Source organism: Tropicimonas sp. TH_r6 (assembly GCF_033101155.1).
GTDB lineage: Bacteria > Pseudomonadota > Alphaproteobacteria > Rhodobacterales > Rhodobacteraceae > Tropicimonas.
The window spans coordinates 79391-104137 of record NZ_JAWMPX010000004.1 but is presented as its reverse complement, the minus strand read 5'-3'; the positions used below and the strand labels follow the sequence as shown (position 1 = coordinate 104137).

26 protein-coding genes are annotated in these 24747 nt (G+C 64.7%); 12 read left to right on the top strand and 14 right to left on the bottom strand.

The genetic code is table 11. The features are described from left to right. The first annotated feature begins 102 nt into the window (after nucleotides 1-102). Nucleotides 103-678, top strand: a complete 576-nt coding sequence (locus R3X27_RS05975) for a YqgE/AlgH family protein (protein ID WP_317707917.1) — start codon at nucleotides 103-105, stop codon at nucleotides 676-678. Nucleotides 679-747: 69 nt separating this feature from the next. On the opposite strand, the gene murJ is transcribed toward R3X27_RS05975, so the two are convergent. Continuing rightward, nucleotides 748-2301 carry a murein biosynthesis integral membrane protein MurJ gene (gene murJ / locus R3X27_RS05970; protein ID WP_317707916.1) on the bottom strand — a complete coding sequence of 518 codons (1554 nt, stop codon included), beginning with the start codon at nucleotides 2299-2301 and terminating at the stop codon, nucleotides 748-750. On the opposite strand from murJ, the gene R3X27_RS05965 reads away from it, so the two are divergent. Then, nucleotides 2246-2524, top strand: a complete 279-nt coding sequence (locus R3X27_RS05965) for a hypothetical protein (protein ID WP_317708062.1) — start codon at nucleotides 2246-2248, stop codon at nucleotides 2522-2524. The genes murJ and R3X27_RS05965 overlap by 56 nt on opposite strands. Nucleotides 2525-2602: 78 nt before the next feature. On the opposite strand, the gene R3X27_RS05960 is transcribed toward R3X27_RS05965, so the two are convergent. Then, nucleotides 2603-5428 (bottom strand): [protein-PII] uridylyltransferase, encoded by a 2826-nt coding sequence (locus R3X27_RS05960; protein WP_411572466.1) that lies wholly within the window; start codon nucleotides 5426-5428, stop codon nucleotides 2603-2605. After that, complete coding sequence (locus R3X27_RS05955) at nucleotides 5388-6563, bottom strand: penicillin-binding protein activator (RefSeq protein ID WP_317707915.1); 1176 nt, start codon at nucleotides 6561-6563, stop codon at nucleotides 5388-5390. Before R3X27_RS05955 ends, R3X27_RS05960 begins: the two co-directional genes overlap by 41 nt. Nucleotides 6564-6656: 93 nt before the next feature. On the opposite strand from R3X27_RS05955, the gene rsmI reads away from it, so the two are divergent. The 4 genes from rsmI (at nucleotide 6657) to R3X27_RS05935 (ending at nucleotide 9852) form a co-directional block, all read left to right on the top strand. Further along, nucleotides 6657-7541 (top strand): 16S rRNA (cytidine(1402)-2'-O)-methyltransferase, encoded by an 885-nt coding sequence (gene rsmI / locus R3X27_RS05950; protein ID WP_317707914.1) that lies wholly within the window; start codon nucleotides 6657-6659, stop codon nucleotides 7539-7541. Continuing rightward, on the top strand, nucleotides 7538-7939 hold the full coding sequence (locus R3X27_RS05945; RefSeq protein WP_317707913.1) for a YraN family protein: 402 nt from the start codon (nucleotides 7538-7540) through the stop codon (nucleotides 7937-7939). The genes rsmI and R3X27_RS05945 overlap by 4 nt, the downstream gene beginning before the upstream one ends. A 69-nt stretch (nucleotides 7940-8008) precedes the next feature. Continuing rightward, on the top strand, nucleotides 8009-8947 hold the full coding sequence (gshB, locus tag R3X27_RS05940) for a glutathione synthase (RefSeq protein WP_317708056.1): 939 nt from the start codon (nucleotides 8009-8011) through the stop codon (nucleotides 8945-8947). After that, nucleotides 8914-9852, top strand: a complete 939-nt coding sequence (locus R3X27_RS05935) for an alpha/beta hydrolase fold domain-containing protein (protein WP_317707912.1) — start codon at nucleotides 8914-8916, stop codon at nucleotides 9850-9852. The genes gshB and R3X27_RS05935 overlap by 34 nt, the downstream gene beginning before the upstream one ends. A gap of 19 nt (nucleotides 9853-9871) precedes the next feature. On the opposite strand, the gene R3X27_RS05930 is transcribed toward R3X27_RS05935, so the two are convergent. Beyond that, the gene (locus R3X27_RS05930) at nucleotides 9872-11386 is read right to left on the bottom strand and encodes a YifB family Mg chelatase-like AAA ATPase (RefSeq protein WP_317707911.1); all 1515 of its coding nucleotides are present in this window, start codon (nucleotides 11384-11386) and stop codon (nucleotides 9872-9874) included. 200 nt (nucleotides 11387-11586) lie between these two features. Here R3X27_RS05930 and R3X27_RS05925 point away from each other — a divergent pair, with 200 nt between their 5' ends. Then, nucleotides 11587-12258, top strand: coding sequence for a sugar transferase (locus R3X27_RS05925; protein WP_317707910.1), 672 nt, complete (start codon nucleotides 11587-11589; stop codon nucleotides 12256-12258). Between the two features lie 3 nt (nucleotides 12259-12261). On the opposite strand, the gene R3X27_RS05920 is transcribed toward R3X27_RS05925, so the two are convergent. The 3 genes from R3X27_RS05920 to cobU all read right to left on the bottom strand — a co-directional run bounded on the left by R3X27_RS05920 (nucleotide 12262) and on the right by cobU (nucleotide 14326). Next, nucleotides 12262-13134, bottom strand: a complete 873-nt coding sequence (locus tag R3X27_RS05920) for a glutathione S-transferase (protein ID WP_317707909.1) — start codon at nucleotides 13132-13134, stop codon at nucleotides 12262-12264. An 89-nt stretch (nucleotides 13135-13223) separates the two neighbouring features. Next, nucleotides 13224-13796, bottom strand: coding sequence for a histidine phosphatase family protein (locus tag R3X27_RS05915; RefSeq protein WP_317707908.1), 573 nt, complete (start codon nucleotides 13794-13796; stop codon nucleotides 13224-13226). Beyond that, nucleotides 13790-14326 (bottom strand): bifunctional adenosylcobinamide kinase/adenosylcobinamide-phosphate guanylyltransferase, encoded by a 537-nt coding sequence (gene cobU / locus R3X27_RS05910; protein WP_317707907.1) that lies wholly within the window; start codon nucleotides 14324-14326, stop codon nucleotides 13790-13792. The genes R3X27_RS05915 and cobU overlap by 7 nt, the downstream gene beginning before the upstream one ends. A gap of 101 nt (nucleotides 14327-14427) precedes the next feature. On the opposite strand from cobU, the gene R3X27_RS05905 reads away from it, so the two are divergent. Further along, nucleotides 14428-15309 (top strand): RNA polymerase factor sigma-32, encoded by an 882-nt coding sequence (locus tag R3X27_RS05905; RefSeq protein WP_317707906.1) that lies wholly within the window; start codon nucleotides 14428-14430, stop codon nucleotides 15307-15309. Continuing rightward, nucleotides 15306-16124, top strand: a complete 819-nt coding sequence (locus tag R3X27_RS05900) for a ChaN family lipoprotein (protein WP_317707905.1) — start codon at nucleotides 15306-15308, stop codon at nucleotides 16122-16124. The genes R3X27_RS05905 and R3X27_RS05900 overlap by 4 nt, the downstream gene beginning before the upstream one ends. Nucleotides 16125-16131: 7 nt before the next feature. Here R3X27_RS05900 and R3X27_RS05895 read toward each other — a convergent pair whose 3' ends face one another. The 5 genes from R3X27_RS05895 to era are packed head-to-tail and all read right to left on the bottom strand — an operon-like array spanning nucleotide 16132 to nucleotide 19431. Next, nucleotides 16132-16752, bottom strand: a complete 621-nt coding sequence (locus tag R3X27_RS05895; protein WP_317707904.1) for an NUDIX hydrolase — start codon at nucleotides 16750-16752, stop codon at nucleotides 16132-16134. Between the two features lie 12 nt (nucleotides 16753-16764). Further along, on the bottom strand, nucleotides 16765-17430 hold the full coding sequence (locus tag R3X27_RS05890) for a DNA-3-methyladenine glycosylase I (protein WP_317707903.1): 666 nt from the start codon (nucleotides 17428-17430) through the stop codon (nucleotides 16765-16767). Further along, the gene (gene recO, locus R3X27_RS05885) at nucleotides 17427-18158 is read right to left on the bottom strand and encodes a DNA repair protein RecO (protein WP_317707902.1); all 732 of its coding nucleotides are present in this window, start codon (nucleotides 18156-18158) and stop codon (nucleotides 17427-17429) included. Before recO ends, R3X27_RS05890 begins: the two co-directional genes overlap by 4 nt. A gap of 41 nt (nucleotides 18159-18199) precedes the next feature. Beyond that, a complete protein-coding gene (locus R3X27_RS05880; protein WP_317707901.1) occupies nucleotides 18200-18526 on the bottom strand; it encodes a DUF1491 family protein in 327 nt (108 codons plus the stop codon). After that, the gene (era, locus tag R3X27_RS05875; protein ID WP_317707900.1) at nucleotides 18523-19431 is read right to left on the bottom strand and encodes a GTPase Era; all 909 of its coding nucleotides are present in this window, start codon (nucleotides 19429-19431) and stop codon (nucleotides 18523-18525) included. Before era ends, R3X27_RS05880 begins: the two co-directional genes overlap by 4 nt. Nucleotides 19432-19835: 404 nt before the next feature. On the opposite strand from era, the gene R3X27_RS05870 reads away from it, so the two are divergent. The 3 genes from R3X27_RS05870 to R3X27_RS05860 all read left to right on the top strand — a co-directional run bounded on the left by R3X27_RS05870 (nucleotide 19836) and on the right by R3X27_RS05860 (nucleotide 22728). Continuing rightward, on the top strand, nucleotides 19836-20816 hold the full coding sequence (locus tag R3X27_RS05870) for a DctP family TRAP transporter solute-binding subunit (protein WP_317707899.1): 981 nt from the start codon (nucleotides 19836-19838) through the stop codon (nucleotides 20814-20816). 87 nt (nucleotides 20817-20903) lie between these two features. Further along, entirely contained in the window at nucleotides 20904-21449 is a 546-nt protein-coding gene (locus R3X27_RS05865) for a TRAP transporter small permease (RefSeq protein WP_317707898.1), read from the top strand. 4 nt (nucleotides 21450-21453) lie between these two features. Beyond that, nucleotides 21454-22728: a TRAP transporter large permease gene (locus R3X27_RS05860; RefSeq protein WP_317707897.1), complete on the top strand. Its 1275-nt coding sequence runs from the start codon at nucleotides 21454-21456 to the stop codon at nucleotides 22726-22728. Nucleotides 22729-22846: 118 nt separating this feature from the next. Here R3X27_RS05860 and R3X27_RS05855 read toward each other — a convergent pair whose 3' ends face one another. Together R3X27_RS05855 and R3X27_RS05850 are read right to left on the bottom strand one after the other, a co-directional pair. After that, nucleotides 22847-24103, bottom strand: coding sequence for a malonyl-CoA decarboxylase (locus R3X27_RS05855; RefSeq protein WP_317707896.1), 1257 nt, complete (start codon nucleotides 24101-24103; stop codon nucleotides 22847-22849). A gap of 58 nt (nucleotides 24104-24161) precedes the next feature. Continuing rightward, a complete protein-coding gene (locus R3X27_RS05850) occupies nucleotides 24162-24743 on the bottom strand; it encodes a cupin domain-containing protein (protein ID WP_317707895.1) in 582 nt (193 codons plus the stop codon). Nucleotides 24744-24747: the final 4 nt, after the last annotated feature.

Genomic DNA, 24747 nt, shown 5'->3' with positions numbered 1-24747 from the left:
TGCAGCCTGACGCCAGTGGGAAATCACATATTGGCGACGGAACACCCCCTGTGCCTTCACAGCCTCTTGTGCAGGCCGTCGCGGCGTCCCATTCTCTGGGCGATGACCGATTCAGCCTCCCATATGGACCTCTCCGGAAAGCTCCTGATTGCCATGCCCGGCATGGGCGATCCGCGCTTCGACCACGCCGTGATCTATCTCTGCGCCCATTCCGAGGATGGCGCGATGGGGCTGATCGTGAACCAGGCGGCGGCGGATCTTGCCTTTGGCGACCTGCTGGAGCAGCTCGAGATCGATGCCAGCGACGAGAGCTTGCCGACGCAGATCCATGTTGGCGGGCCGGTCGAGCATGGGCGAGGCTTTGTGCTGCATTCGGGCGAGTATGACCTGCCGGACTCGACGCTCCGGGTCGATGCGGATTTCGGCATGACCGCGACGCTGGAAGTCCTCGAAGACATGGCGATGCGGCGCGGACCGGCACGGGCGCTGTTGGCGCTGGGCTATTCCGGCTGGGCGCCGGGGCAGCTCGAGGACGAGATCGGCCAGAATGGCTGGCTGACCTGCGATGCGAGCCCGGATCTCGTTTTCGGCACAGAGAACGCACAGAAATGGGAGAAGGCGTTGGCAGTTCTGGGGGTTGATCCCCTGACCCTGAGCGCGAGCGCCGGGCGGGCCTGAACGGCATTGTTTCGGCCAGTGCGCGCGCGCTTTGCTGGTGGTCCAAGGCCTTGGTGGCAGCTCTCCGGCCTAGTCCGTCTTTGCCCCGCGACGCATGGAGCGTCGGATTTCGCCCAAGCTGGCCGCACCGATAAGCTGGGCGACCGCGAAATAGCTCACGATGCCGGAACCGACGAGCAGGGCGAGAGCAAGGAAGCGGACATGTTGCGTGTAGAGCCAGTCTCCGAGCAGTGATTCCGTTCCGAGCAGGACGGCGCCCATTGCCAGCGAGGCGATCAGGATCCGTCCCGCGCGGCGCCTCAGCCGCGCGTCCACCCGCGCTGCGTCGCCCATATCGCGCGATCCGAGCCAGAGCAGGACGACCATGGCCCAGGCGGCGAGCGTGGTCGCCCAGGCGGCGGCGTAGAAGCCGATCAGGAAGGAGCCAGCGATGGCCACGACGGCGTTGATCACCATCGCCACCACCGCGAAATGAAAGGGCGTCTTCGTGTCGTGGCGGGCGAAGTAGAGCGGCTGCAGGACCTTTTGCAGCACGAAAGCCGGCAGGCCCAGCCCGTAGATCGTTGTTACCTCCGCGGTGCGGGCGGCGGCTTGTGCCGAGAAGGCGCCCCGCTGATAGAGCACCGAGACGATTGGCTCGGCAACGGCCACGAGGGCCACGGCGGCAGGGACAGTCAGCAGCAGGGCGAACTCGGTGGCGCGGTTGAAGGCGCGGCTGCCGCCCTCCGTGTCGTCGGCGGCGAGGCGTCGGGAGAGGTCGGGTAGCAGCACGACGCCGATGGCAATGGCAACGACGCCGAGCGGGAGTTGGTAGAGCCGGTCGGCAAGGTTGAGATACTGGATCGCACCGTCGAAATAGGAGGCGACCTGGCGGCCGACGAGAAGGTTGATCTGCACCACGCCGCCGGCGAGCATCGCGGGCAGGGCGATGCCGGCGAGCTTGCGCATGTCTGGCGTCAGCACCGGCCGGCGCGGGATCAGGCGGAAGCCGGCGCGCGAGGCCGCGACCCAGAGGAGGACGAACTGTGCGATGCCCGCGACAGGGACCGCCCAGATAAGCCAGGTCCCGAAGTCGCCGCCCACAAGCGTGGCGATGAGCATGGAGCTGACGAGGATGACATTCAGAAGCACCGGAGCGGCGGCGGCTGCGACGAAGCGGCCGGTGGCATTGAGCACGCCGGAGAGCAGGGCCGCGAGTGAGATGAAGAGGATATAGGGGAACGCGATGCGGCCGAACTCGACTGCGATGTCGAAACGCCCATCGGCTCTGAAACCGGAGGCCATGGCCAGCACCAGCCAGGGCATGGCCAGCTGGGCAAGCAGGGTGAAGACGATCAGGATCGAGGCAAGGCCGGAAAAGGCGTCGCGTGCGAAGCCCTGCGGGTCCTCGCCGGATTCGAGCTTCTTCGAGAAGATCGGCACGAAGGCCATGTTGAACGCGCCCTCAGCGAAGAAGCGACGGAACATGTTGGGCAGGGAGAAGGCAACGACGAACGCCTCTGCAACGGGACCGTCGCCGAGCTTTGCCGCGATGACGATATCGCGCACAAAGCCGAGGATTCGCGACATGAGCGTCCAGAATCCGACGGTCAAAAAACCCGCCATCAAGCGGATCGGCTTCATGCAGCCACCGGTTGATCTGTTCCGACAGGATTCGTTCGACCGCGCGGTTGGTGGCGGGGGCGTGCCGCCGAGCATAGCTCGTGCGGCGATGGCGCCGCTTCGCGGCGCGGAGTGGCATGCCTGTTGCATGCAAAGTCACACGGCAAAAGGCGTTGATCGCGATGCGCAACCGCCGCGCGCAAAGCGCGCGGCCACCCCCGCTCGGAATGGGGCGCATCTTTGATGCGTCGCAGGCCGGTGGGACGCCTCACCGCTCGCGCAATCCCCAGGTTTCCTGCGAGGCGATCTGTTGGCAAGAACCTCATTCGCTCAGAGCCCTCTCCTCGCCACGTTCGATGGCCCGAATGAGTTTCTTTTCCAGCGCGCGTCGCTTGCTCTCGGAGAAGATCTTCAGCCCGAACATGTCCTTGACATAGAACGTATCGACCACCTGCGCACCATAGGTCGCGATCACGGCGGAGGCGATGTAGATATGCGAACTCGCCAGCGTTCGCGTCAGGTCATAAAGAAGGCCCGGGCGGTCGCGGGTGTCGACCTCGATCAGCGTGTAGATCTCCGAGCCGTCATTGTCGAAATGCACCGAGGTCGGGAAGCGGAAATCGCGCTCGCGCTTCTTCGGCTTGTCGCGTTTGGTCAGCGCGTCGCGGGCGATGACCTCGCCTTTGAGCGTCTTGTCGATCATCTGGGTCAGGCGCGGCAGGCGCGCGGCTTCGTAGGGCGCACCGTCGCCATCCTGGATCCAGAACACGGCGGTCGCATACCCGTCCTTGGAAGTATAGGTGCGTGCGTCCACAACATTGGCCCCGACCAGCGCCAGCGCACCGGCGAGCCGCGAAAAGATGCCGGGGTGGTCGACCATGGCAAAACAGGCACGCGTGGCGTCGCGATCGGGTTCGGGCGTGAGGTCGATGCGGATCTCGTTATCCGGCAGGCCCCGAAGCAGGCGGGCAAAGACCGTATGCGCCTGGTTGGGCATGCCCTGCCAATAGGGCGCGTAGTGACGGTCGATCTCGGCATCGACGGCTTCTTCGGACCAGTCTGCCAGGTCGCGGCGCAGGACATCCTGGCTCTCTTCGCCGACATTGTCCCTGTTGATGTCTTCCAGCCCGTTCTTGAGTGCGTCCGCGGTGCGCCGATGCAGGGTGCGCAGCAGCTGCGCCTTCCAGTTGTTCCATGTGTCGGGTCCGACGGCGCGGATATCGCAGACAGTGAGCACGGTCAGCAGGTCCAGCCGCCGACGTGATTTCACCGTCTTGGCGAAGTCGGACACGGTGCGCGGATCCGAGATGTCGCGCTTCTGCGCCATGTCGGACATGACGAGATGCATGCGTACCAGCCATTCGACGGTCTCGACCTCGTCGTCGGAAAGCCCCAGCCGCTGGCAGACGGGGCGGGCGATGCGGGCGCCGAGGATAGAATGATCTTCCTGCCGGCCCTTACCGATATCGTGCAGGAAAACCGAGAGATAGAGCACCCGACGGTTGATATTGCCCTTTTCGAGGATTCGCGAAACGACGGGCAACTCCTCGATCAGCTCACCATGTTCGATCTCGGCAAGCACCTTGATCGCCTGAATCGTATGCTCGTCGACCGTATAGGCGTGGTAGAAGTTGAACTGCATCATCGCCACGATGGGCTCGAATTCCGGCACGAAGGCGGCGAGCACGCCGAGTTCGTTCATCCGGCGCAAGGCGCGCTCCGGATTTCCGTGATCGAGCATCAGCCGCAGGAACAGTTCCGAGGCCTCGGGCGAGCGGCGCATATCGGCGTCGATCCTGGTGAGATTGGCCGAGATCAGCCGCATCGCGTCCGGGTGGATCAGCGTGTCCGTGCTCAGCGCCTCGTCGAAGAGGCGCAGGATGTTGAGCTTGTCCTCGAGGAATTTCGCGTCATCCGCGATGGCCAGCCGACCGCCCTGCATCAGGAAACCGTCGCTCAGCCGTTTCTTCTGGCGACGGCGGAAGAAGCCGGCAAGCATGGGCTCGCGCTTGGCATGCTGGGTTTCCATCGCGGTCAGGAAGATGCGGGTCAACTCGCCGACGCGGGTGGCGTGGCGGAAATAATCCTGCATGAAATGCTCGACCGCGCGGCGCCCCGAATGGTCACTATAGCCGAGCCGTTCGGAGACCGGGACCTGCATGTCGAAGGTGAGCTGCTCGGCGGGCCGTCCCGCGATCAGGTGCAGATGGGCGCGCGCGGCCCAGAGAAAGGTCTCGGCCTGCTCGAAGGCCCAGTATTCCTCTGGCGTGAAGACACCAAGCTCGACCAGTTCCTCGATGCGGTTCACGCTATGGACGTATTTCGCGATCCAGAAGAGCGATTGCAGGTCGCGCAGGCCCCCCTTGCCCTCCTTGATATTCGGCTCGAGCATGTAGCGCTGTCCGCCCTGCTTCTTGTGACGCTGGGCGCGTTCCTGCAGCTTCGCCTCGATGTAATCCTTGGAGGAATTCCTGAAGAGCTCTTTCCAGAGCCGCTGGGCCAGCAGGTCGGTCAGCTCGGGATCGCCATCGACATGGCGCATCTCCAGCAGCGATGTGCGGATGGTGTAATCCTCGCGGCCGAGCTTCATGCATTCGCGGATCGTCCGCGTCGAATGTCCAACCTTCAGCCGCAGATCCCACAGGATATAGAGCATCTCCTCGACGATGCACTCGATGCGAACTGTCAGCTTTTCCTCAGAGAGAAAGAGCAGGTCGACATCGGAATGTGGCGCCATTTCGGCGCGGCCATAGCCACCCACGGCGATCACGGCCATATGCTGCTCGGACGCATCCGCTCCGCCGGAGACCAGAAGAAACTTCGCGGTCCAGAAGGCGGCGCGGACAAGGCAATCGGTCAGCCAGGCATAGCTATGGACCAGCGGGCGTGCGGCGCGGGGCGAATTCGCGAAAGCGACCTCGATTGCCGCCCGTCCGCGGGCTAGATCCTCGGCAAGGACCTTGGTCGCGCGGGCGCGGCGGCCGGTTCCCGCCTCGCCTTGCACTGCGGCTGAGAGGCGGTCGGACAATCCGTCCAGGTCAAAGATCTCGGCCGCTGGGCAGATGAGATCGGCGGGTACGGGGGGCAGTTGAAGGACGTGATCCGGCTCAGAAGCCGAATCCGCCGAAGCTCTTGGGGGCAGGGTCAATGACGGTAACCTGGTTGTTCTGGATCTGTCCGATGGCGAGGCCGCGCTGGTTGGTGCCGTCCGCGCGCAGGCGGAAGATGCCACTCACGCCGACGAAACCCGAGCCCTGGGTGAGGGCGTTGCGGGTAAGCGCGTCCGACTTGCCCTTGCCGGCAAGCGCGCCGATAGCCGCGATCCCGTCATAGGCGAGACCGGCCAGCGGATGCGGCGCGCCGCCATAGGCGGACGCGTAGCGGCTCTTGAAGTTCTGGCTCAGGGTCGGGTCGGGAAGCGCCATCCAGGCGCCCTGCAGGCCCGGCTGGGACAGGGCCTCGGCCGGGATGTCGAGACGGGTCAGGCCGATGAACTGGGATGTGGCCGGCGAGACGCCATTCTCGGGCAGGAGCTGCGCGAGGAAGGGCATGGCGCCGGCATTGTCGGAGGTGAAGAAGACCGACTGCGCGCCGGTCGACTGGACCTGCGAAGCGATCTGCGGCACGGCGCCGACGAGGCCCTGCTGGGAGAGTTCGAAGGAGGCGTTGCCGGCCAGGGTCGCACCCTGCTGGCCGATGGCGTTGACGATGGCGTTGCGACCGATCTCTTCGGCGGTGGACTGGGCCGAGACAACGAAGATCTTGCCCTTGCCCTTCGATTTCGCGTAGCGGACCAGCCGGTTGGCGGTGTTGTCGAAGGTGTTGCCGAGCACGAACACGTTGCCGCCGGCGATGGCGGCATTGTTGGAAAAGCTCAGGACATTGATGTTCTGAGTGGCGACGGTATGGCCGGCCGCGTTGGCGGCTTCGGAATAGAGCGGGCCGAGCAGGATCTTGGCGCCGTCAGTGGCAGCCTGGCTCGCGGCGGCCTGGGCCCCACCGGCACTGCCGCCGGTCTCGTAGACGCGCAGATCGATCTGGACGCCGGAGAGATCCGCGATGGCAAGCCGAGCTGCGTTTTCCAGGCTCTTGGAGACGACCGCGTCGCCACCGCCACCGCCGGGCACGAGCAGCGCCACAGGAACCGGCGCGGAGGCGTTGATCGAGGGGCCGGAATTCCCACCGGCGGTGGTGACCGGGTTACAGGCGCTCAAAAGCATTGCAGCAGCCAGGGCCAGCGCGCTGCCGGTCATCTTGCGGGGGAGGGTCAATGCGGAAAACATGTTATAAATCTCGCTCTTCCTTACGGCTCCGGCTATGGGGAAGGACGATCCCCCGGGCGGGGTCGAACCTATGACGTGGAGCGCGGCAAGTAAATGACCCAGAACCAGCCCCAGGGAGTGTTCCGCGAAGTGTCGCTCGCCGCCGGAATCCACTTCGTTGCTACTCCGATTGGCAATGCCCGCGATATCACGCTGCGTGCGCTCGACATCCTCGCCTCGGCCGATGTGATCGCCGCCGAGGACACGCGCACGACCCGGCACCTGATGGATATTCACGGCGTGCCCCTGCGCGGCCGCCCAATGGTCGCCTATCACGACCATAATGGTGCGCAGGCGCGCCCGAAGCTGCTGGCGGCTGTTCGGGATGGAAAATCCGTCGCCTATGCCTCCGAGGCGGGCATGCCGCTCGTGGCCGATCCCGGCTACCAGCTTGCCCATGCGGCGCTGGAAGAGGGCCTGCCGGTGACCTGCGCGCCGGGGCCGTCCGCGCCGCTGGCCGCGCTGAGCATCTCTGGCCTGCCGAGCGACCGCTTTCTCTTCGCCGGCTTCCCGCCCGCCTCGGGCGGCGCGCGACGGAAATGGCTGGCCGAGCTGGCCGGGGTCGACGCGACGCTGCTGATCTTCGAATCGCCGAAGCGCATTCACAGGATCCTGCCGGAAATGTGCGAGGCGTTCGGACAGGACCGGCAGGCGGCGATCTGCCGGGAGCTGACGAAGCGATTCGAGGAGGCGCTGCGCGGGACCCTGGGCGAACTTGTCGAGAGGCTGGACGGCAAGACGCTCAAGGGCGAAATCGTCCTCGTCATCGACCGGTCGCATGGCGCGGCCGTGACCGAGCAGGATCTCGAAGCCGCCTTGCTCGAAGCGCTCGCAAACATGTCCGTGAAACAGGCGGCGGCCGAAGTGGCCCAGCGGTTCGGCGTCGGCAAGAGGGATGTTTATCAGATGGCACTCGCCTTGAAGGACACGCCGGAGTGAACGCGGGCGACGCGAGCAACGGCAAGGCGATGCAGTCCCGCCGCGCGCGTGGATCCCGGGCGCATCTGACCGGTCAGGCCGCCGAAGAGATTGCAGAACGGTTTTATCGCGACCGCCAGATGCGGGTTCTCGAACGGCGCTGGCGGGGCACGGCCGGGGAGGTCGATCTCGTCATCGCGGATGGGGACCGTCTGATCTTCGTCGAGGTCAAGGCGTCGGAGGATTTCGCCCGGGCCGCTGCACAATTGAGTGAACGGCAGATGGCCCGGATCTACGCCGCGGCCTCGGAATATATCGCGCGCATGCCCGCAGGGCAGGACACGGAGCTGCGGTTTGACGTGGCGTTGGTGGACGGCCAGGGGCGGATCGAGGTGCTCGAAGCGGCCTTCGGTCTCTGATCGGACATTGCCACCGCCGGGGCTTTGGGCAAAGAAGGTGTCAAACCATTCCAAGGAGCCCCCATGCCCCTGAAGATCGCCTTCCAGATGGACCCGATCACAGGCGTCGATATCGACGCCGATTCCACCTTTCGCCTTGCCGAGGAAGCGCAGGCGCGCGGCCACGAGATGTGGTTCTACACGGTCGACAAGCTGAGCTGGCGCGACGGCAAGGTCGTCGCGCGGGCGCAGTCGATGGAGGTTCGGCGCGTTTATGGCGATCACGTCACGCTCGGCGAGGAGCAGGAGCTCGATCTCGCGGAGATGGATGTCGTCTGGTTGCGCCAGGACCCGCCTTTCGACATGGGTTACATCACCAACACCCACCTGCTGGAGCAACTCGTTCCAGAGGTGCTCGTGATCAATGATCCGTTCTGGGTCCGCAATTGCCCCGAGAAGCTCCTTGTCCTGCAATTCCCCGACCTGATTCCGCCGACCATGATCGCGCGAGATCTGGACGATCTGCGCGCCTTCAAGCACGCGCATGGCGACATCATCCTCAAGCCCCTTTACGGCAATGGCGGCGCCGGCGTTTTCCGGCTCGATCCGGGCGACCGCAATATCGCCTCGCTGCACGAGCTCTTTGTCGGCATCAACAACGAGCCGCTGATCGCGCAGCAATTCGTGCCTGATGTCTCGAATGGCGACAAGCGCGTCATCCTCGTCGATGGCGAGCCGGTTGGCGCGATCAACCGGGTGCCGGCGGTGGGCGAAACGCGGTCGAACATGCATGTGGGCGGGCGGCCGGAGAAAGTCGGCCTGTCCGAGCGCGACATGGAAATCTGCGCGGCGATCGGGCCGCTCCTGCGCGAGCGCGGGCAGATCTTTGTCGGAATCGACGTGATCGGCAACTACCTGACCGAGATCAACGTGACCTCTCCCACGGGCATCCAGGAGCTGGAGCGGTTCGACGGGATCAACGTGGCCGAGAAGATATGGCAGGTGATCGAGACGAAGCGGGCCGGGTAAGCTGGCAGCTGCGGCTGCTGAACCGGCTTCTGCGCCGGGTTGTCCGGCCGCGACTACAGGCAACCGAGACCCCGACGGTGGCTGCTGCGGAATTCGCTGGTTTCGCACGGCGCTGCCTGCGGCGACCGCCGTATCTCCTGCGGCTCCGTTCGCCCGGCGCTCCGGACATCCACTGGATCACGGCGGGTCCGGTCGCCCGGCGCGGCGTGACCCTCTATTTCCACGGCGGCGCCTATATCGCCGGGAGCCCGCGTACGCATCAGGGCATGCTCGGGCGGATCTCGGCCTTGAGCCGTCTGCGTGTCGCCGCGCCCGCTTATCGACTGGCGCCGGCCCATCCGGCCCCCGCCCAATTCGAAGATGCGCTTGCGGCCCATGCGGCCCTGCTTGACCTAGGGTATCGTCCGGGCGAGATCCTGCTCGGAGGCGACAGCGCGGGCGGCGGTCTGGCTCTGGCGCTGCTGGCCGATCTGTGCGCCCGCGATTTGCGACCCGCGGGGCTGTTCGCATTCTCGCCCTGGGTGGACCTGACCCTGCAAAGCGAAAGCCTCGTGACCAATGCCGGGCGGGACCCGTTTCTGTCGGCGGACCGGGTCCCGGAGGTGGTCGATTATGCGACTGGTGGGTTCGATGCCTCCGATTGGCGAATTTCGCCAATCTTTGCGACGTTTGATGCGCCGCCTCCGGTACGGCTTCATGTGGGCACAACCGAGATTCTGCGGGATGATGCGCTGAGAATGAAAGCGCATTTGCGCCGCTGCGGAGCGGATGTCTCCCTTCGCCAATGGCCGCAGACACCCCATATCTGGCCGATCTATGACGGATATCTGCCTGAAGCGCGGGAGGCGCTGCGCGACGTGGCCGGGTTTGCCCGGGAGAGGCTGGACGACGCGCTCCGGCCGTGAGGTGCAACGGTCGGGGCCGTCAGGTCATCGGGCCGAGCGCGAGGCGAAAGCTCACAGCCTCCGCGATATGGGAGCGGCGGATATCGGGGCTGCTTTCCAGATCGGCGATGGTCCGGGCAACGCGCAGGATCCGGTGATAGCCGCGCGCGGTCAGGCCCATGCGGTCCGCGACTTTCTGCATCAAGGCGCGCCCCTCCGCATCTGGCCGGGCAATCTGTTCCAGCAAATCACCCTCTGCATCGGCATTCACACGGGCGCGCGGATGGCCGTCGAACCGTTCGGTCTGGAGGCGCCGGGCGGCGGCGACCCGCGCGGCGATCTCTGCCGTGCCCTCGCTGGCCGAAGGCAGGTCGAGATCGGAGAAGGCAACCGGCGGAACCTCGATCCGAATGTCGATCCGGTCCATGAGCGGGCCGGAGATGCGCCCGAGATAGTCCTCGCCGCAGCCGGGCGCGCGCGGGCAGGCGCGGGCGGCATCCGCGAGATGGCCGCAACGACAGGGATTGGCGGCGGCGACCAGAAGGAAGCGGCAGGGGTAGCGGATATGCGCATTGGCGCGGGCGACGACGACCTCGCCCGTCTCGATGGGTTGGCGCAGGGTTTCAAGCACCTGACGAGGGAATTCCGGCAGTTCGTCGAGGAACAGCACGCCGTTATGCGCCATCGAGATCTCGCCGGGCCGGGCACCGCGACCGCCACCGACAATCGCCGCCATCGAGGCGGTGTGATGTGGCTCGCGAAAGGGGCGCGTCCGGGAAATGCCGCCATCCTTGAGCAGCCCGGAGAGAGAATGGACCATGGAGGTTTCGAGCGCTTCCACGGGGTCCAGCGGGGGCAGGATGCCGGGCATTCGGGCCGCGAGCATGGATTTTCCGGAACCGGGAGAGCCGACCATCAGGACATGGTGACGTCCGGCGGCTGCGATCTCGAGTGCGCGCTTGGCGCGCTCCTGGCCCTTGACCTCTCGGAAATCACGGCCGGGGGCGTCGCCGTGGACTTCGCCCGGCTGGGCCGGTGTGATCGGTGTCTGACCGGTGAAATGGGCGACCGTGGCGATCAGCGTGTCGGGCGCGTAGACGCGGGTCGCGCCGACCCAGGCGGCTTCCGGGCCGCAAGCCTGTGGACAGATCAGGCCGCGCTCCTGTTCGGCCGCGCTCATCGAGGCAGGCAGGGCGCCAAGAACAGGGACGAGGCTGCCATCGAGCGACAATTCTCCGAGTGCGACAGCCTGTTCCACATCATCGGCCGGGATGATCTCCAGCGCAGCCAGCAGCGCCAGGGCGATCGGGAGATCGAAATGCGAGCCTTCCTTGGGAAGATTTGCGGGAGAGAGATTAACCGTGATCCGTTTCGAGGGCAGGGCGACGGCCATGCTTTGCAGTGCGGCGCGCACTCGCTCCCGGGCCTCGCTGACGGCCTTGTCGGGAAGGCCGACAATGGAAAAGGCCGGCAGGCCCGGCGAGACCGCGCACTGGACTTCGACCGGCCGGGCTTCGACGCCGTCGAAGGCCACTGTATGGGCTCGGGTAACCATCGCGAACCTCGCTTTTACCACTTGTCAACCCTTTGGTAAGGATTGGTTGAGATTTCGTTAAGCCTTTCCCTCTAGACCCGATTTCAGCGACCCGAAACACGCAGGGCCGTCACCGGAAATGTTGGAAAAACTCCCCCGTTTTCCTGAAGGAAGATGCCAGGATTTCTGGTCCTTGAAGGACCGAAAATACGGGTAAGAACATGCCTTTCGAACTGGCGAAATCCGCCAATGTGCTTGCCGGCCAGAAGGGTCGGGTTCGGAATTGGGGCCGGGGGAGTTACACGGGCAAGCGGGCGCTCGACCTGGCTCTGGTTGTCATGACCTTTCCACTGCTGATGGCCGTCGTCGCGATGATGGCCAGCGTCGTGGCGCTGGACGGCGCCAATCCCTTTTTCCTGCAGAGGCGAATCGGCCGGAACGGGCGCAGCTTTCGCATGATCAAGCTGCGCACGATGGTGCCGGAGGCCGAAAACCGACTGCAGACATATCTCAAGTCGGATCCGGCGGCACGGCTGGAATGGGAGCAGTTCCAGAAGTTGACGCGCGACCCGCGAGTGACCTGGATCGGCAGCATATTGCGGCGCACGTCTCTCGACGAACTGCCGCAATTCCTGAATGTGCTCTTCGGCGACATGAGCCTCGTCGGCCCGCGTCCAATCCTGCCAGCCCAGACCGAGATCTATCCCGGCAGTGCTTACTACCGGATGCGACCGGGGGTAACCGGTCCCTGGCAGGTATCCGAGCGCAATGAGGTCTCTTTTGCCGATAGGGCGAAATACGATCTCAACTATCTCGAGACCCAGTCCGTTTTTGGCGATCTGAGGTATCTCGCCTTGACGATCCTGGCTGTTTGCCGACTCTCTGGGCGGTGAGTCTCACCCGTCCAGCAATGCCATGACCTCTGGCCAGACAGCCGGATCTGCCACGACCTTGTCGCGGCAGACCGCGTTGCAGAAGCCGAGAACGCGTCCCTGAACCTCGGCCAGATGCGTGACCGGTCGGCCAGAGAAGGGGCAGGCGGTGTTTTTCGCAGTGCCGGACTCGACAGCGCGGGCGGGCAGGGGCGCAGGACCGGGCCAATCGCGGCGTGGGTAGTCGCGTTCGTACCAGGGCAGGACCGGGCCGCGTGCGTGTCCAAGGGCGCGCCAGCGGCGGAAGGACGGGTCGGCGAGATGGGCGTCGACATAAGTGCGGGCGCGGTCCGAGACATTGAGCCCGTAGCCCGCGATACGTGCAGCGACCGGTGCGAAGAAGGCATCGGCAGCACTGTAGGATCCGCAGAGCCATGGGGAGGCGTCATCCTGCAGGCCACGCGCGTGTTCCCAGATACGTTCAAGGCGGCGCAGGTCGGTGTCGAGCTCCGGGGAGACGGGGACATCGCGATAGGCGGCCTGGAGATGCATGGGGCAGTCGTTCCGCAGGGTAGAAAAGCCCGAATGCATCTCGGCGGCGAGGCTGCGCGCCGTGGCCCGCGCGACCGGATCGCTCGGCCAGAGGCCAGCCTCGGGGTGGCGGCTGGCGAGTTCCTCCGCAATGGCGAGGGACTCCCAGATCACGGCCCCGTCCGGGCAGCGCAGGGTTGGTACGGTTTTCGCGGGCGGCGCAATGGCCATCTTCTCGGCCACCGAGCCGGTGATGAAATCGACCCAGATCGTCTCGACCGGGAGGTTGAAATGCTCAAACAGGAGCCAGCCGCGCAGGCTCCAGCTGGAATAGGTGGGATCACCGAGGAAAAGTTGATATGTCATGCGGCGAGGCTAGCGGCCCCGAGACGGCTTTCCCAATGACAATTCGTGCGCAGAATTATCTATTTTGGTGATGAATTTTGGCCGTATCATCACGGAATTAGATTGGTTTTGCCTTCGCTCCAGTGCCGGCCGTCCCAGTCAAGACGGGTTACCGAGAGATTGTCGATGTCTTGCGCGAGCACGTCGACTGCGGTGCAGCCGCGGGCGCGTTGGACCTGGCTCAGAATGGTGCCGAAATGGGCGACGGCGATGACATGACCGGCTTCCCCGGTGAGCCAGTCGACGGCGCGGTTGACGCGTTGACACAGCTCGTTCCAGCTCTCGCCGCCGGGCGGGCAGACATCTCCGGGCTGCTCCCAATAACGGCGGATCAGGCGGGGGTCTTCCTCCTGAACCGCGTCGAAGGTTCGGGCTTCCCAGGCGCCAAAATGGATCTCACGCAGGCCGCGCTCATGCGGCAGGCGGGCGCGGCCTTGCTGGATCGCGTCGGCTGTGTCGATCGCGCGGGAGAGATCGGAGGAAATGACCGGCGCGTCCTCTGGAAGATAGGCGGAGAGGCGCGCGAGGGCGGCGCTGTCGGAGAGATCGGCGGGAACATCCGTCCAGCCATTCATGTCGCGTCGATGTGTCGGACCATGGCGCACCCACCACCAGCTTACCATGTCTCCTCCCCGGGCAGATCGCCCTTGAGCGCCAGCGGCAGGCCGGCCATGACGGCGATGACGCGGGCTGCGCGCTCGGCGATCCGACGATTGAGCCGGCCCTGCAGGTCGCGGAAACGGCGGGCGAGCGGCGTGTCGGGGACTCCACAAAGCCCGACCTCGTTGGAGACGACGACGACCGGAGAGGCACAACGGGCCAGCGCGTCGAGCAGCGCCTCCGCCTCGGTCTCGATATCCGCATCTGCAAGCATCCGGTTGGAAAGCCACATGGTGGCGCAGTCCAGCAGCACGGCGTGGCCTTCGGGCAGCGCGTCGAGCGCGGCGGCAAGGTCATGGGGCGCGTCGATCGTCCGCCAGTCGGGACCGCGCTGGCTGCGATGAGCGGAGATCTTGGCTTCCATTTCGCTGTCGAAGGCCTGTGCCGTGGCGAGATAGACGCGGCGGCGTCCGGAGGATGTGACCAGGTTTTCTGCATAGGCCGACTTGCCGGACGAGGCGCCGCCGAGCACCAGGGTGATCTGTGCTGTCATTGGGTTTTCGGCTCCGAGTGATCCGTTCCGCGCTGCCTTCCGTATCAGAGATACAGGACAAATAGGAAGCCCCGCGAGGGGCCGGAGCGAAAGGAAACGCGATGAATTCGACAATGGATGCGAGCGATCGCGGCTTCTCCCGAGCTGCCATGCGGGCGGAGATGCTGGATGCGGAGACGGAAGTGGACCTGGCCCGGGCCTGGCGCGACCAGCGCGACGAGGCGGCCTTGCACCGGCTGGTTCAGGCGCATATGCGCCTCGCGATCTCGATGTCGTCGAAGTTCCGCCGGTACGGTGCCCCGATGGGGGATCTGATCCAGGAGGCCAGCCTCGGCCTGCTGAAGGCGGCAGACAAGTTCGATCCGGATCGCGGCGTGCGTTTCTCGACCTATGCGGCCTGGTGGATCAAGGCTTCGATCCAGGATCATGTGATGCGGAGTTGGTCGCTGGTTCGGACCGGTTCGACGACCGGTCAAAAATCGCTCTTTTTCAACCTGCGTCGGGTCCAGGCGCAGATCGAGAGGGAGAGCCAGAAGGCGGGCCTGCGCCTCGACGGGGCGCAGCTCCGGCAGCGGATCGCCGATGAGATCGGGGTGACGCTGGCCGAGGTCGAGATGATGCAGGGGCGGCTCGGCGGCGGAGATTTCTCGCTGGATGCGCCGCAAAGCAGCGAGGACGAGGGGCGCAGCTGGGTCGATGCGTTGGAGTGCGACGCGCCGCCGGCGTCCGAACAGGTCGAGGCCGTTCGCGACGGAGACACCCTGCGTGGTTGGTTGTCCGATGCCATCGGGCAGTTGCCGGAACGCGAACAGTTCATCGTGCGCGAGCGAAAGCTGCGCGACGCGCCGAAGACGCTGGAAGAGCTGGGAAAGGTGCTCGGCCTGTCCAAGGAGCGGGTGCGCCAGCTCGAAGCCGCGGCGTTTCAGAAGATGCGCAAGACACTGGAGCGGCACGGAGAAGCGGTATACGACTTGATGGCATGAGATATTGCCTGTTCCTGGCGGCGCTTGGCGTCGCGTCGGCGGCCAGCGCGGCTGAGCTTCCCGACATCGGCTCTTTCGACCCGTCTGGGGCCGATATAATCCTTCTGGGCGAGGTGCATGACAACCCTGCTCAGCACGAGAACCAGGCGAGCGCAGTCGGCGCGCTCGCGCCCTCGGCGCTGGTCTTCGAAATGCTCGATGCCGAGCAGGCGGCCACGGCGAACGCGACGGACCGTACGGATCGGAAGGCGCTGGAAATGGCGCTCGACTGGGCACACTCGAGCTGGCCCGATTTCTCCATGTATCACCCGATATTCCTCGCCGCCCCTGACGCACCCGTCTACGGCGCGTCCGTGGCGCGAGGGGACCTGATGGACGCCATGAGCGAAGGCGCGGCAAAGCTGTTTGGCGCAGAGGCGGACCGTTTCGGGCTGGGTCCGCTTCCCGACACTGTTCAACAGGCGCGGGAAGCGTACCAGCTCGAGGCGCATTGCAACGCTTTGCCCGAGGAAATGCTGCCCGGCATGGTCGAGGCCCAGCGGTTGCGCGACGCGCGTTTTTCGCAAACGGCGCTTCAGGCGCTGCGGGAGACCGGCGGCCCGGTGGTCGTGATCACCGGGAACGGGCATGCGCGGCGCGACTGGGGAATGCCGGTCTATCTTGCGGCTGCGGCGCCGGACGTGAGCGTTCTGACGCTTGCGCAGTTCGAGGAAGCAGCCCCTGGCGGCGATGTTCCGCATGATTTCTGGGTGCTGACCGAGGCCGCTGAGCGCGAGGATCCCTGCGCAGTCTTCGAGAAACGCAAGGGCGGCTAACGGTTGGTCAATCGAACTCGGTCGGTTGGTCCGGCGCGTCGAAATGGGCAAAGGCGCGGGTAACATCGCGTGGGTTTGACCGACCGGCGGACATCTCCGGCAGCTCGCCCGGATCGAAAAATGCCGCACCCGATGTCTCCGGACCGGGAGCCGGCAGGCCGCTGTCCAGCGTTTCACACAGAAAGAAGACCTTGTAGAAATCCCGGTAATCCGGATCGCCGGGTTGTTTCGCCCGATGCCGCAGGCAGAAAAGCTTGCGCGCCTGCACGCGCAGCGTGGCCTCTTCCCAGGTTTCCTTGACCGCGACCTCGGCCGCCGTGAAACCGATATCGGCGAAGCCCCCGGGCATGGTCCATTTCCCGTCAGATTTCTCCCGAACCAGCAAGATCCGCCCGTCGCGGATCACGGCGGCGCGGATGTCGTTTTTCGGCGTGGCATAGCCTTCATGCGGTTCGGCCAGCCCGGCAAGCTGTTCGATGGGCACATTGCCCAGCCGCGAGATCATCTCCCGGGCAATCCCGTCGATCTCCTCGAAGCGCTCGCGGTCGTAATCCGCCGGGCTGTAATGCAGCCCCGTCACCGCCAGCGCCTGTAGCCGCTTGGCATAGCCCAACCAGATGTCTTCCATATATCCCTGCCCCTAGTCCGGCACCGCGGCGGCGAGGGTTCGGCTGATCACCGCATAGCGCTCGCCGCTCTCTGCATGCCATTCGTTGAACGCCGCCTGCGCTTTGCGCATCGCCGTCTTCGAGGTCGCCGCGCCGTCGATCACGCCGGCCATGTTCAGCCCCGCCACCACCGACTTGGAGAGGATGAGGGCGTCATAACCGGCACAGCGCAGCGCATATTGCCCGGTCATTCCGCCGAGTCGCGCACCGCGTTTCTTCAACAGCTCGAACAGTCCGACCGTGTCCTCCACCGGCCAGTCTCCCAGATACCGCGCAGCACTGCCATGTTCCCGCGCCAGATCCGAGAGGAAGATGGCATTGTCTCGCACGGTCAGGATCTTGGCCCCGTTGCGGACGATTTCGCGATTGGACAGGTGCCGGTCCAGATCCTCGTCAGACATCATCGCGTTGCGCCCGATATCGAAGCCGTGAAAGGCGGTCTCGAAGCCGGGCCACTTGGTTTCGATCACCGACCAGTTGAACCCGGCCTGGAAGATCCGTTTGGTAAACTCGGCCAACAGACGGTCATCCGCCAACTCGCGCAGGGGCGGCTCTGGCGCGGATGCCATATGCGCCGCGAACCCTGCCTCGCCCTTGCGCGCAATCGCGATCTCGCGGATCTCCGCAAAGCTCTTCATCCCTGTTCCTCCCGTTCCAGAAGCGCGACGAACCGCGCGCGCGCACCCGGCAGTGGGTGGTCCCCAAGCGCCGGTGCCAGCCAGTTCTCCAGAAAAAATCCTGTTGTGCGCAACCCGGCCAGCACGTCATCCAGCCCGGTGGCGGGTTCCCCGCGCAGAAGCCCGGGCAAGGGCAGCAGGCGGTCCGCCCAGATCCCGGCCCCGGCCCGGCTCACCGCCCGTCCCGATTTCGGCGAGACATAGGCGAGGTCCTCCTCCGAGCCCGTTACCGCGCAAGTGCCAAGGTCCAGCGCAAAGCCAAGCTCTTCCAGCAGTGCCCGCTCCCACAGCAGGTAGAGTTCCGGCCAGCGCGGATCGTGCCCCATCGCATCGAGGAGATGTTGCGTTGCGCCGTAAAGCCCGGGATGCGGCTCCCGTTCCGGCAGGGCGAAGCTCAGCAGCGCGCAGGCGGCCCCGAGTCCGTACAGCGCCCGCCGCTCGCCCATCGTCGCGGATGCGCGTGACTTCACCGGCTCGACCCGGAAGGCCCCGAGATGCTCTTCCAGCCGCGCGCGCCATTCCACGGAAAGCTGAGTGCCAGGCTGAAGGATGGGGGTCATCTTGCGGGAGGTGCCGCCGCGGACGACACCGGCATGGCGGCCATGCTCGGCGGTGAAGATCTCGACAATCGCCGCGGTTTCGCCATGCGGCCGTACCGCCAGCAACGCCCCTTCATCCCGCCAATCCATTCCGGAGCGCCTCCGCGTGTTTGATCACGAGGCCCAGCGTCTCATTCCAGACCCGGTTCGTCCAGCATGTGCCGCCCGGAGCGGCTCTCGACCTCGATCACCCAGAGGTCCGGGTCTGAACTGCGCTGCCGTTCGATCAAGGCATCAACATCGGCCTCGGCGCCCTCGCGCAACAAGTCCCAGGGGCGCGAGCCATCCATCGCCATGATCCGCTGGAACACCCGCGCCGTGCCGTCGAGCGGGTTGAGCTTCACGAGGATCGCGCCGGCCGTGTCATCGCCATGAGCGACGACGAAGGCCGGAATCAGCTCGATCTGGAGCCGCATCAGATAGGCCTGGACCCAGAGACCCGCGGCCAGTCTGCTCACGAATTGCCGTCCTTGAAATTCAGACCCATCTCTGAATAGCGCTCGGCTTCCTCAAGCCAGTTCGGCCGTACTTTCACCTGCAGGAAGAGGTGTACCTTGCGGCCGAGGAATTCCTCCAGCTCCGCGCGGGACGCCTGCGAGATCGCCTTGATGGTCTCGCCCTTCTTGCCGAGGATGATCCCCTTGTGTCCGTCGCGGGCAACATAGATCATCTGGTCGACCCGCGCCGAGCCATCCTTGCGTTCCTCCCAATTCTCGGTCTCGACCGTGAGCTGGTAAGGCAGTTCCTGGTGCAGGCGCAGGGTCAGTTTCTCCCGCGTCATCTCTGCCGCGATCATCCGCAGCGGCAGGTCGGCGATCTGGTCCTCGGGGTAATGCCAGGGCCCCTCGGGCACTTCCGCTGCCAGCCAGGACCGCAGATCCTCGACGCCATAGCCCTTCTCGGCCGAGATCATGAAGGTCTCGGTGAAGGGATAGGCCTCGTTCATCTCTTTCGTCAGCGTCAGCAGCACATCCGATTTCACACGGTCGATCTTGTTGATTGCCAGCGCCACGCGCTGCCCGTCCGTCCGCTCGCCGAGCGCGTCGAGGATCGCCCGGACGCCCGGCGTCAGCCCGCGATGCGCCTCGATCAGCAGCACCACGAGATCGGCATCGGCCGCGCCGCCCCAGGCGGCGGCAACCATCGCCCGGTCGAGTCGCCGGCGCGGCTGGAACAGGCCCGGCGTGTCGACGAAGACCAGCTGGCTCTCGCCCTCCAACGCCACGCCGCGAATACGCGCCCGCGTCGTCTGGACCTTGTGGGTCACGATCGAAACCTTCGCTCCCACCATCTGGTTGAGCAGGGTCGACTTGCCCGCATTGGGCTCTCCGATAAGGGCAACGAAGCCGCAGCGTGTGGTCATGGTCTGGATCCTCTGGCGCAAGATAGCGCTCTAGCGGATCTGCGCGGATTTCGCCAGTCCTTCACGGGATGACCATTTCCGCAGGAATGGAGGATGGCTGCGAAGGATAGGCATATAGAAAGAGCGCGGCAGGCTGACAAGGAGCGCGGACGGGCTCGATGTTCCCGCAGCGGTGCTCGCACGATTGGCCGCCGCTGACGCCGCGACCCGCGAGGCCGCATCGTCGGTCGCACCCGTGATCCTGTGTTCCGCCTCCTCCACGTTCTGCGTGAACAGAATGAGCAGAACGCGGTTTAAACCCGTTTTTCCGTTTATGCCCGTATTGTTGAATTGACCGAAGGGCAGCGTAGGCTGACGGCAACTATCCCCGACAGGAGGGTCGGGGTAGTAACCTGGAGGCATCCATGAAAATCTTCAAGACAGCGCTTGCGAGCGCGGTGGTCGCGTGCGGCCTGGCGACATCTGCCATCGCGGCGGACGTGACCCTCAAGCTCGGCCATATCGCCGAATCCGAGCATCCCTACGCCAAGGGCGCCGAGTATTTCGCCCAACGCGTGGGTGAGCTTTCCGACGGCGCAATCGAGGTCAAGGTCTTCCCGTCCTCGCAGCTGGGCGACCAGAAATCGCTCATCGAGGGCCTCGTCTTCGGGTCCGTCGACATGGCGCTGACCGGCACCGCCGTTCTCGGCCAGTTCCTGCCCGAAATCTCCATCTTCGACCTGCCCTTCCTCTTCGAGGACCGCGCCCATGCCTATGCCTCGCTCGACACTGTTGGGGTGGAAATGGGCGCCAATCTCGAGAAGCGCGGCATCAAGCTGCTGGGCTACATGGAGAACGGCATCCGCCACATGACCAATTCCGACCACGCGATCGCCACGCCCGCCGATATGGAAGGGCTGAAGATCCGGGTCATGAACAACAAGATCTATGTCGAGACGATCAACGCGCTCGGCGCCAGCGCAACGCCGATGGCCTTCGCCGAGCTCTATACCGCGCTGCAGCAGCACACGGTTGATGGGCAGGAAAACCCGTCCGCCCATATCTTCACCAAGCGTTTCTTCGAGGTCCAGCCCTATGCCTCTCTGACCGCCCATGCCTATTCGCCCGAGCCTGTGTTGATCTCGATGGTGTCCTGGAACCGGATGACAGAAGAGCAGCAGGCCATCGTGAGCCAGGCCGCGAAAGAGGCCGTCGACTGGCAGCGTGAGCTCTCCACCCAGAAGGATGACGAATACTGGGCGAAGATCCGCGAAACCGGCCAGATGGAGATCACCGAGGTCGACCGTGAAGCCTTCGCCGAAGCCGTGCAGCCGGTCCACGAGAAATTCGCCAAGATGGTTGGCCCGGACAATCTCGAAAAGATCGCGGCCCTGAAGAGCAACTAATAGCTCGGTCTTCGATCCGAGATCCGGGTGGCACCTCCCCGCCGCCCGGATCCCCATACCTTCCCACTCTCGCCGCGGAACATCCCCATGAACACCCTCTTCACCGGGCTGCGAACATCGCTTTACTGGCTATCGGTCGCAGCCATGGCCACGATGCTGGCCCTCATCTTCCTGCAGGTGGTCACCCGCTACGTCTTCGGGTTCACCTTCGACTGGTCCGAGGAGGTCGCGCGCTTTCTTTTCGTCTGGGTCGTCTTCCTCGGCTCTGCCCTGATCATGGGCGAAACCGGCCACCTCGCCGTTCGTTTCCTGCCCGACGCGCTCTCCGGCAAGCTGGCCGGACTGATCCTGGAAAGCGTCATCAACCTTCTCAGCTATGTTTTCATCTACCTGCTGATTTTTCAGGGCGGCAAGATGGTGACCGCCATGTCCTTCCAGACAACGCCGGCGCTCGGCATATCGGTGAGCTGGATCTACGCCGCACTGCCCGTCAGCGGCTTGCTGATGGCGCTCTACCTGACGCGGGACACGTTGCGGATCTTCGGCGATGCGCGGGTCTATATGAGCTCCGGCTCGGCCGGGCTTGTCGATCACATCCACGCCCGCTCAACCCCCATCAACCCGGAGGAATGACCCAATGGAATTCGCTCTCATAGGCTCCTTCCTGGTGATGGCCTTCGCCGGCGTTCCGGTCGCCTTCTCTCTCTGTCTTGCCGTGTTGGTCATCCTGCTCTTCTTCATGGAGATGCCTCAGGTCCTGATCCCGCAGATCATGTATACCGGCGTCGATTCCTTCTCCTTCATGGCTGTGCCGTTCTTCATGCTGGCCGGCGCCTTCATGTCCGAAGGCGGCGTCACCAAACGGCTTGTGAGCTTCGCACAGGCGCTGGTCGGCTCCTTCCGGGGCGGTCTCGCGCAGGTGGTTTGCGTCGCAGGCATGTTCTTTGCCGCAATCTCCGGCTCCTCGGCCGCCACGACCGCCGCCATCGGCACGACCATGGTCGACGAGATGGAACGCAAGGGCTATCGCCGCGAATTCGCCACCGGCGTCGTCGCGGCTGGCGGCACGGTTGGCATCGTCATCCCGCCCTCGATCACGCTCGTTGTCTACGGCGTCATTGCCGGTCAATCGATCAGCGACCTCTTCGTCGCCGGCTTCGCGCCGGGCATCCTGATGGGTGTCGTCATGTGCATCGTGAGCTGGTTCACCGCGATGCGTGAAGGCATCCCGGCGGAAGGCAAGTTCTCCCTCGTTGCCGCCATCAAGGCTTTCGGCGACAGCTTCTTCGCGCTCATGACCCCGGTGATCATCATTGGTGGCATCTATGGCGGTGTCTTCACGCCGACCGAAGCTGCGGCCGTCGCTGCCGTCTATGGCATCGCTGTGGGGCTCTTCATCTATCGCGAGCTCAAGTTGAAGGATTTCCCGAAGATCATCTTCAAGGCGGTGATCGGCACCACGCTGATCATGTTCATCGTCGGCGCGGCGAAGGTCTTCGGCTGGATGCTGACCAATCTCGAGATCCCGCACCATATTGCGGCTTATGTGGTCTCGCTCACCAACTCACCCATCGTTTTCCTGCTGATGATGAACGTTTTGCTGCTGGTGATCGGCACCCTGATCAACGCCTCGGCGGCGGTTGTCATCCTGACACCGATCTTCCTGCCGGTGGCGCTGCAACTCGGCATCGACCCGCTCTTCTTCGGTGTGTTGATGGTCGTGAACCTTGCGATCGGTTGCATCACCCCGCCGGTCGGGCTGGACCTCTTCGTGGCCAGCGCCGTGACCAAGGTGCCGCTGGAGAAGGTGATGTGGGCCTCCCTGCCTTTCCTCTTCGCCCTTCTCGGGTCGCTGGTCCTGATGACTCTGGTGCCGGAGATCATCCTCTTCTTCCCGAACCTGTTGAAGTAGACGCGGTATTGGAAATCAATGGGGCCGGGCCACCTGCGAGGTGGCCCGGTCCTTTTTTCAAAGTGCCTGATGGATCCAGCGCGCCCGGAATGCCGTGCCAGCTGCCGCGTCTCGGCCGTTAGCTCTCAGCTGACGATACCGGTGTCACCGTCGTCGCCAGCGATCGGACCTTCGATGTCGCGACGACTTCGGATGTGCTGACGAAGCGTTCGTGATTCTGGGCAGCCTGTTTCAGGTCGTAGAGGTAGTTCACCATCGCGCCGCCGGACTGGGCGAAACCCTTGGTCGAAATGTCGGCTTCGGCGTGAACGGCGTGGATGATGGCGCCGTTGCCGAGATGGAACCGGGCAACGGGATCCCGGGGCAGGCCGCGGCTGGTTCGGGCGTTCAGCAGGTAATGCGCGGCCAGGGCCTGCATCCGCTCGGGGGACGCGTCCTCCCAGGGGATGTCATTGCTGTCGAGCCAGCGGGTCAGGCCGGGGATCGGCGACAAGGTTACGAAGGTCTTCAACCCGGGAAACTCGGTCGCGAGATCGGCGGCGACCTGCTTGATGAGCGAGTTGCCGAAGGAGATCCCGGCCAGTCCGGCCTGGCAGTTCGAGATCGAGTAGAAGACGGCCGTATCGGCGTCCTGCCCGGCCAGCGCCTCGCGCTCCTCCGTCAGGAGCCCCTGCACCGAGCCCGGGATGCCGCGGGTGAGTGCCACCTCGACGAAGATCAACGGCTCGTCCGGCATGGCCGGGTGGAAGAAGGCAAAACAACGCCGGTCGTCAGGTTCGAGTCGGCGGCGCAGGTCGTCCCAGCTGTGAATGGCATGGACCGCCTCATAGGCGATGATCCGGTCGAGGATGTGGGCCGGGCTTTCCCAGTTGATCGGGCGCAGCACGAGAAAGCCGCGATTGAACCAGGACGCGAAGAGATGGCGGAAATCGAGATCGAGCGCCTGCAATTCGGGGTTGTTCCCGCCCAGCCGGATCAGGTCGGCGCGCATCCGCACGAGCGCCGCCGTGGCGCCCGGTTTGCGATTCAGGCGTCGCACCAGCTCCTGGCGGGCCGGTTCGGCTGCGGTCGCGAAAGCCCGGTAGCTCGCGCGCGACGGGCTGCGCTCATAGTTCTCCAGGCAACTGCGCACCCGCTCCGGATCAATGTTCATCCGGGTCGCGATATCCCCAAGGAAAGCGAGCTTCTCGGCATCTCCAAGGGCCTCGAACCGGGTCAGGATCTCGTCGGCCAGAGCAAGCCCCGAAATCTCGCCTTCGGTTCCGACCAGGGCATCGGTCAACTCCGCGAGGGGTCTTCCGTCAAATGGTGTGACGGAGTCGCGGCGATAGCGCCGGTCGAAAACGGTCGAGAGAAGATCGGCGAGAAGGGTCATGGCACGTCTCCGGCCTTGGGAAGTTTCTTCGTTTTGGGGCTGGCCGTGCGCGCGGAAGCTAGCGCTGGGGGATGCCCTTGCGGTGCGGTTCCGGCGCGTCGGATCGGGTAACGCCGTCGATCAGGATGAAAGCTATTACGCAGGGCTCGGAGAAGCGGTTCGACCAGGCGTGGTTGGTCCCGCGCTGCACGATGACGTCGCCCGCCTTCAGATGCACGTCATCCGCTTCGTCATCCATCAGCATCATGATCTCGCCGGACAGGACCACCGCGTAGTCGAGCGAATCCGTCCGGTGCATGAAGGGGTGACGCGCGTCCTCGACGATATTGGCCCCGGCGCCCATCTCGGCAAAGGCAGCCTGTCCGTCCAGCGTCGCCAGCACCTCCCGATCTTCCGGCAGGAACTCGACGCAGCGGAAAACGCTGCCATTCGCAGGCGGGTGCAGGATGAAGGGGCCTTCGCAGGTCTCCGTCGCGCCGTCATATTCGGCGGGTGTCTCCCCGGAGAGCCAGAAATTGGTCAGCCGGACGCCGGGACGGTTGGGGCGTTCGAGATAGTGAAAGGCGGTCTTGTCGGATTCGATGATGGCCTTGCCGGTCGCGTCATGGCCGGTCACGACCCTACGGAATTCGCGGTGCATAGGG

Excerpts from the sequence above, each read along its gene's own strand:
- R3X27_RS05975 (WP_317707917.1), top strand. The coding sequence starts at position 103 with ATGACCGATTCAGCCTCCCATATGGACCTCTCCGGAAAGCTCCTGATT.
- R3X27_RS05965 (WP_317708062.1), top strand. The coding sequence starts at position 2,246 with ATGAGCGTCCAGAATCCGACGGTCAAAAAACCCGCCATCAAGCGGATC.
- murJ (WP_317707916.1), bottom strand. The coding sequence starts at position 2,301 with ATGAAGCCGATCCGCTTGATGGCGGGTTTTTTGACCGTCGGATTCTGG.
- R3X27_RS05955 (WP_317707915.1), bottom strand. The coding sequence starts at position 6,563 with ATGTTTTCCGCATTGACCCTCCCCCGCAAGATGACCGGCAGCGCGCTG.
- rsmI (WP_317707914.1), top strand. The coding sequence starts at position 6,657 with ATGACCCAGAACCAGCCCCAGGGAGTGTTCCGCGAAGTGTCGCTCGCC.
- R3X27_RS05935 (WP_317707912.1), top strand. The coding sequence starts at position 8,914 with ATGGCAGGTGATCGAGACGAAGCGGGCCGGGTAAGCTGGCAGCTGCGG.
- R3X27_RS05930 (WP_317707911.1), bottom strand. The coding sequence starts at position 11,386 with ATGGTTACCCGAGCCCATACAGTGGCCTTCGACGGCGTCGAAGCCCGG.
- R3X27_RS05925 (WP_317707910.1), top strand. The coding sequence starts at position 11,587 with ATGCCTTTCGAACTGGCGAAATCCGCCAATGTGCTTGCCGGCCAGAAG.
- R3X27_RS05920 (WP_317707909.1), bottom strand. The coding sequence starts at position 13,134 with ATGACATATCAACTTTTCCTCGGTGATCCCACCTATTCCAGCTGGAGC.
- R3X27_RS05915 (WP_317707908.1), bottom strand. The coding sequence starts at position 13,796 with ATGGTAAGCTGGTGGTGGGTGCGCCATGGTCCGACACATCGACGCGAC.
- cobU (WP_317707907.1), bottom strand. The coding sequence starts at position 14,326 with ATGACAGCACAGATCACCCTGGTGCTCGGCGGCGCCTCGTCCGGCAAG.
- R3X27_RS05905 (WP_317707906.1), top strand. The coding sequence starts at position 14,428 with ATGAATTCGACAATGGATGCGAGCGATCGCGGCTTCTCCCGAGCTGCC.
- R3X27_RS05900 (WP_317707905.1), top strand. The coding sequence starts at position 15,306 with ATGAGATATTGCCTGTTCCTGGCGGCGCTTGGCGTCGCGTCGGCGGCC.
- R3X27_RS05895 (WP_317707904.1), bottom strand. The coding sequence starts at position 16,752 with ATGGAAGACATCTGGTTGGGCTATGCCAAGCGGCTACAGGCGCTGGCG.
- R3X27_RS05890 (WP_317707903.1), bottom strand. The coding sequence starts at position 17,430 with ATGAAGAGCTTTGCGGAGATCCGCGAGATCGCGATTGCGCGCAAGGGC.
- recO (WP_317707902.1), bottom strand. The coding sequence starts at position 18,158 with ATGGATTGGCGGGATGAAGGGGCGTTGCTGGCGGTACGGCCGCATGGC.
- era (WP_317707900.1), bottom strand. The coding sequence starts at position 19,431 with ATGACCACACGCTGCGGCTTCGTTGCCCTTATCGGAGAGCCCAATGCG.
- R3X27_RS05870 (WP_317707899.1), top strand. The coding sequence starts at position 19,836 with ATGAAAATCTTCAAGACAGCGCTTGCGAGCGCGGTGGTCGCGTGCGGC.
- R3X27_RS05865 (WP_317707898.1), top strand. The coding sequence starts at position 20,904 with ATGAACACCCTCTTCACCGGGCTGCGAACATCGCTTTACTGGCTATCG.
- R3X27_RS05860 (WP_317707897.1), top strand. The coding sequence starts at position 21,454 with ATGGAATTCGCTCTCATAGGCTCCTTCCTGGTGATGGCCTTCGCCGGC.
- R3X27_RS05855 (WP_317707896.1), bottom strand. The coding sequence starts at position 24,103 with ATGACCCTTCTCGCCGATCTTCTCTCGACCGTTTTCGACCGGCGCTAT.
- R3X27_RS05850 (WP_317707895.1), bottom strand. The coding sequence starts at position 24,743 with ATGCACCGCGAATTCCGTAGGGTCGTGACCGGCCATGACGCGACCGGC.